The 4,972-nt window shown below is 72.3% G+C and carries 8 protein-coding genes; 4 read left to right on the forward strand and 4 right to left on the reverse strand.

All coding sequences use genetic code 11. From position 1 onward, the window contains the following. The 4 genes from VIM19_02000 to VIM19_02015 all read right to left on the reverse strand — a co-directional run. On the reverse strand, positions 1-725 hold a 725-nt coding region (locus VIM19_02000), incomplete at its 3' end, for an MFS transporter (protein ID HEY5183685.1). Continuing rightward, positions 722-1,018: a DUF3039 domain-containing protein gene (locus VIM19_02005; GenBank protein ID HEY5183686.1), complete on the reverse strand. Its 297-nt coding sequence runs from the start codon at positions 1,016-1,018 to the stop codon at positions 722-724. The genes VIM19_02005 and VIM19_02000, both read right to left, overlap by 4 nt. A gap of 35 nt (positions 1,019-1,053) precedes the next feature. Next, the gene (locus VIM19_02010) at positions 1,054-1,614 is read right to left on the reverse strand and encodes a YqgE/AlgH family protein (GenBank protein HEY5183687.1); all 561 of its coding nucleotides are present in this window, start codon (positions 1,612-1,614) and stop codon (positions 1,054-1,056) included. A gap of 55 nt (positions 1,615-1,669) precedes the next feature. Continuing rightward, positions 1,670-2,059 carry a DUF302 domain-containing protein gene (locus tag VIM19_02015; GenBank protein ID HEY5183688.1) on the reverse strand — a complete coding sequence of 130 codons (390 nt, stop codon included), beginning with the start codon at positions 2,057-2,059 and terminating at the stop codon, positions 1,670-1,672. A gap of 104 nt (positions 2,060-2,163) precedes the next feature. On the opposite strand from VIM19_02015, the gene trxA reads away from it, so the two are divergent. The 4 genes from trxA to VIM19_02035 all read left to right on the forward strand — a co-directional run bounded on the left by trxA (position 2,164) and on the right by VIM19_02035 (position 4,755). Beyond that, positions 2,164-2,565 carry a thioredoxin gene (gene trxA, locus VIM19_02020; protein HEY5183689.1) on the forward strand — a complete coding sequence of 134 codons (402 nt, stop codon included), beginning with the start codon at positions 2,164-2,166 and terminating at the stop codon, positions 2,563-2,565. A 152-nt stretch (positions 2,566-2,717) separates the two neighbouring features. Continuing rightward, on the forward strand, positions 2,718-3,596 hold the full coding sequence (locus tag VIM19_02025; GenBank protein HEY5183690.1) for a nitrilase-related carbon-nitrogen hydrolase: 879 nt from the start codon (positions 2,718-2,720) through the stop codon (positions 3,594-3,596). A 209-nt stretch (positions 3,597-3,805) separates the two neighbouring features. Beyond that, the gene (locus VIM19_02030) at positions 3,806-4,012 is read left to right on the forward strand and encodes a cold-shock protein (protein ID HEY5183691.1); all 207 of its coding nucleotides are present in this window, start codon (positions 3,806-3,808) and stop codon (positions 4,010-4,012) included. Positions 4,013-4,083: 71 nt separating this feature from the next. Beyond that, positions 4,084-4,755 carry a type 1 glutamine amidotransferase gene (locus tag VIM19_02035; GenBank protein ID HEY5183692.1) on the forward strand — a complete coding sequence of 224 codons (672 nt, stop codon included), beginning with the start codon at positions 4,084-4,086 and terminating at the stop codon, positions 4,753-4,755. The last annotated feature ends 217 nt before the right edge of the window (positions 4,756-4,972 follow it).

A 4,972-nucleotide genomic window follows, 5' to 3' on the forward strand; every position in this document is an offset into this window, starting at 1 on the left:
ACCCAGTCCAGCCGGTGCCCGGCCTCCTGCAGCGCCGTGACCCCGACCGCCGCGGCCACCGCGGCTCGCTTGTGCCCGGTCCGCGGCGGTCCTTCGACGCCGTCGGCCTCCTGCGGCCCGGGCAGCCGGGCCAGCAGCAGCCACGCAGCCGGCAGCGCCAGCACGGGGACCCCTAGGAAGACCAGCCGCCAGGTGAGGTGGTCGGCCACCGCCCCGGCAGCGACCGGCCCCACGATCGACGGCAGCACCCACGCGGCGGACATGGCCGCGAACACCCGCGGCCTCAGGCCGGGGTCGTAGGAGCGGCCGACGACGACGTAGACCGCCACGATGACGGCGCCGCCCCCCAGCCCCTGGATGGCCCGGCCGAGCACGAACACGGGCATAGAGGTCGCGAGCCCGGCCACGACGAGGCCGGCAACGAACAGCGCCACCCCGACCACCACGGGGCGCTTCGGTCCGCCCTGGTCGCAGACCTCGCCGGAGACCACCATGGCGAGCAGGCCGGCCACCAGGAAGCCGTTGAACGCCCAGGAGTAGGCGGCCAGCCCGTTCAGCGACCGCACTGCGACCGGCATCGCCGTCGCCGCGGCCATGGCCTCGAACGCGATGAGCACGATGAGCACGATGAGCGCGATGATGCCGGCCGTCAGCCGGCGCAGCTCGCCGGACCACACGCTGGTGGAGGTGGCAGCCCCGTCCTGGGCGGACGGGCGCGAGCTCACCCTTCGGAACCCCCGTCGCCGCTGCCGCCCTCGGGCAGCGACTCGTAGATCTCCTTGCATTCGGGGCAGACCGGGAACCGGCCCGGGTCGCGGCTGGGCACCCACACCTTGCCGCACAGTGCGACGACCGGGGTGCCCACGACCGCGCTCTCGACGATCGTGTCCTTGCGCACGTAGTGCGCGAACCGCTCGTGGTCCCCCGCCTCGGTCGGCACCGGGCGGGTGCGCTCGTCGACCAGGACGTCGGTGCCGCCCGGGGCACCCGTCTCTTCCGGCAGCAGGGGCTCTGTCATGGGCAGAAGTCTAGAACGCCACCCGACGGGGCTCGCTAGTTCTGGCTCGGGTCGTCGGTCCAGGAGCTCACCATGGCCAGGTCGCCACCCTGCCGGCGCAGCACCGACCGCCACAGCCGCTCGGGTCGGGCCGTGAGCACGTCGGCGTGCCATGCGTCCACGACGTACCAGGCGCCCTCGCCCAGCTCCGCCTCGAGCTGGTCGGCGCCCCAGCCGGCGTAGCCGGCGAACAGCCGCAGGCCGCCCAGGAACGGCTGCACCGACGGCTCGTCGAGGTCGACGAGCCCCAGCGCAGAGTCCAGCGGGCGCCAGCCGACCGGCCCGCCACCGGCCGGCTCCCCGGTGGACAGCAGGCCCAGCGCCAGCACACCGTCCAGCCCCACCGGGCCGCCCTGGAACAGCACCGTCGGGGGGGTCGCGCTGTCCGCCCACTCGGGCAGGACCGAGCCGACCTCCAACTCGGTCGGCCGGTTGAGCACCAGCCCGACGGCACCCTCCGGACCGTGCTCGACGAGCAGCACCACCGTGCGCACGAAGTTCGGGTCGCCGAGTCCGGGGCTGGCCACCAGCAGCCGCCCCGCCAGCCGCACCGTCATGGACCCAAGTCTGCCCGGGTGACGCGGCTGGCGGGGCGGCTGGACCGACCGAGCCTCAGACCAGGGTGGCCAGCGCGGCGCCCAGCTTCCCGGCGGCGTCGTCGGCTACCGGGCCCATCCCCTGGTAGGCGGCGTCCGCGAGCATCATCCGCGGGTCGATGGCCTCGACGAGGGTCGCCCCGTCGCTGGCGCGGACCACGACGTTGCAGGGGAGCAGCAGGCCGACCCGGCGGTCGGCCGTGAGCGCCTGGAACGCCAACGGCGGGTTGCAGGCGCCGAGGATGACGTAGTCCTCGATCTCCTGGCCCAGCTTCGCCTGCATGGTCGCCCGCATGTCGATCTCGGTGAGCACGCCGAAGCCCTGCGTCTTCAGCGCCTCCTTGACGAGCGGAACCACCTCTTCGAACGGCTTGGCGACGCGTACGGTGAGAGCGGGATCGCTCATCTGAGCCTCCGGGAATGGGATCGGCATGCATGCGGTTGGTTAGGAGCAGATACCCCTAGGGGTATCGTAGACCTTGCCCGACACGCCTGATGGAGGAGAAACCCGTGGCGACAGTCACCCTGAGCCAGGACACGTTCGAGAGCACCGTGGTTGACAACGACATTGTCCTGGTGGACTTCTGGGCCGCGTGGTGCGGGCCCTGCCGCCAGTTCGCCCCGGTCTTCGAGAAGGCGTCCGAGGAGAACCCGGACATCGTATTCGGCAAGGTCGACACCGAGGCCGAGCGGAACCTCGCCGGCTCCTTCGGCATCACCTCGATCCCCACGCTCATGGTGTTCCGCGAGCAGGTGCTCGTGTACGCCGAGGCCGGCGCCCTCCCCGCCCCGGTGTTCAACGACCTGCTCCGCCAGGTCAAGGCGCTGGACATGGAAGAGGTGCACCGCAAGGTGGCCCAGCACCAGGCCAGCGAGGGTCACGAGCACGACCACGAACACGCGGGCCACTGAGCACCGTCGACCTGTTCGCCGTCCAGCCGCTGATCCGGCTCGACGACTACGCGACGAGCGACTCGTTCGCGATCCGCCACCGCCAGCTGGCGCAGCGGGTCGCGGACCTGCGGCCGGACGGCGACACCCCGGCGCTGGCCGTCTGGCCGGAGATGCTGGGCACCTTCCTCGCGGTCCTCGACCACGTCGAGCAGGTGCGGGACGCCGCGACCACCGACGTCGCGCTGCGGCGGGTGGCGCTGCGGACCCTGCCGGCGCTGGCCAGGACCATGGCCCGCGGTCGCACCCGGTCGACCACCCGGGGCTTCCTCACCGCCACCGCTGGGCGCACCTGGCAGACCCTGCACGAGACGTTCGGCGGGATCGCCCGCGACTACGGGCTGTGGGTGGTCTCCGGCAGCGCACTGCTCCCCCGCAACGCGCTCGGCGACCGCTCGCCGGTCTTCGCCCCGCTGCCGGGAGAGCCGGGCTCGCGGGTCTACAACACGTCGTTCACCTTCGACCCGACCGGGCGGTGCGTCGACGTCGTCCGCAAGGTGAACCTGGTGCCCACCCAGGAGGACGTCCTTCACCTGTCCCCCGGACGGCTCAGCGACCTGGACGTCGTCCAGACCCCGTTCGGGGCGCTCGGCACGGTGATCTGCTACGACGGGTTCCGCGAGCCGCACACGTCCGGCGAGCCCGGCTGGGCCCGCTGCCTGCCGGTGCTCGACCAGCTGGGCGCGCAGGTCGTCGCCCAGCCGAGCGCGAACGCCTGGGCGTGGGACGCGCCCTGGTACTTCAACGACCCGGTCATCGGCGAGCACCAGCTACGCAGCGAGCAGTGGTTCGCGGAGGGGTCCGCGGCCGAGCTGCCCGGCCTCGCCAACGTCCGCTTCGTGGTGAATCCGCAGCTGGTCGGACGGGTGTTCGACAACGTGTTCGAGGCTCCGTCGCTCATCCTGGAGCGCACGGCGAGCGGCACCGTCGTTCGGGCCAAGGCTGCCAACCCCCGCTCGGAGGACGTGCTCCACGTCCGCGCGACGCTCTAGCGGAAAGTTGGTCCGAGGACGGTTCCCAGCCGTCCCGATCCTGCTACCCTCGCGAACGGTCGCTGTACCGAAGAACGTGTTCGACGCCCGCGACTCACAAGGTGGTGGGCGTGTGCTCTGTCAGGGTCCAACCTTGCTGGCCGCGTCGCGGAAGTCACCGACCGGCGCCCGTGCAGTGCGGGTGTCTCCTTTCGCACAGGGAGTTCGACATGGCCCAGCAGGGCACTGTGAAGTGGTTCAACGCTGAGAAGGGCTTCGGCTTCATCGCCGTCGACGGCGGCGGCGCCGACGTCTTCGTGCACTTCTCCGCCATCGTCGCCGATGGCTACCGCAGCCTCGACGAGGGCCAGCGGGTCGAGTTCGAGGTCGTGCAGGGCCAGAAGGGCCCGCAGGCCGAGCAGGTCCGCGGCATCTGACTGCGAACACCCGACGGGCGCGCCTCCCACGGGGGGCGCGCCCGTCGGTGTCTCCCCCGAGGATGGCCCCCATGCGTGCGCTCGTGATCGCCAACCGGGTCGACCCGGATCCCGGCTACGTCGGGGCCGCCCTCGCCGCCCGCGGCTTCACCCTCGACCTGTGTTGGCGCGAGCAGGACAGGCCGCTGCCCGATCCCACCGGATACGATCTGGTCCTCGCCCTCGGCTCGGACTGGTCGGTGTATTGGGAGCACGTCGCCGTCCACGTCGACCGGGAGGCCGCGCTGCTGCGTGCGGCGGTGGACGAGGCGGTGCCCGTCCTCGGGCTGTGCTTCGGCGCCCAGCTGCTCGCGCACGCGCTCGGCGGCCGGGTCGAGCCGGCGCCGACACCTGAGATCGGCTGGTACCGGGTCGAGTCCGACCGGCCCGAGCAGCTACCCGAGGGCCCCTACGCCCAGTGGCACGTCGACCGGTTCGTGCCCCCGCCGGCGGCCGTCGAGCTGGCCCGCTCCCCCGCCGGCTCCCAGGCCTACGCCCTCGGTTCCGCCCTGGGCCTGCAGTTCCACCCGGAGGCCAGCCCCGAGATCCTGCGCCGCTGGGTGGAGGAGGGGCAGTCCAGCCTCGACGCGAACGGGGTGGACGGCGCGGCCTTCCTGGCCGAGGCGGAGGCCCGCGCCGAGGAGACGCGGGCGCGAGCCGACCTCGTGGTGACAGCCTTCCTCGGGGGCCGGCTCGCTACTTGATCAGCCGGGGTACCAAAGACCCCTGGGCAACCGACCGCGCTCGGCGGGATGCTTCTGTTCTAACAGCACAGTGTCGCCGGCGGGAGGCCGACATGACGCAGCAGACGGTCGCCACGAGCACTCCGAAGCGCACCACCCTCGCGTTGCCCCAGGCCACCGCCCTGATCGTCGGAAGCATCATCGGGGTCGGCATCTTCAACCTCCCCGGATCGCTCGC

The organism is Actinomycetes bacterium, from assembly GCA_036510875.1.
In the GTDB taxonomy this organism is placed as follows: domain Bacteria; phylum Actinomycetota; class Actinomycetes; order Prado026; family Prado026; genus DATCDE01.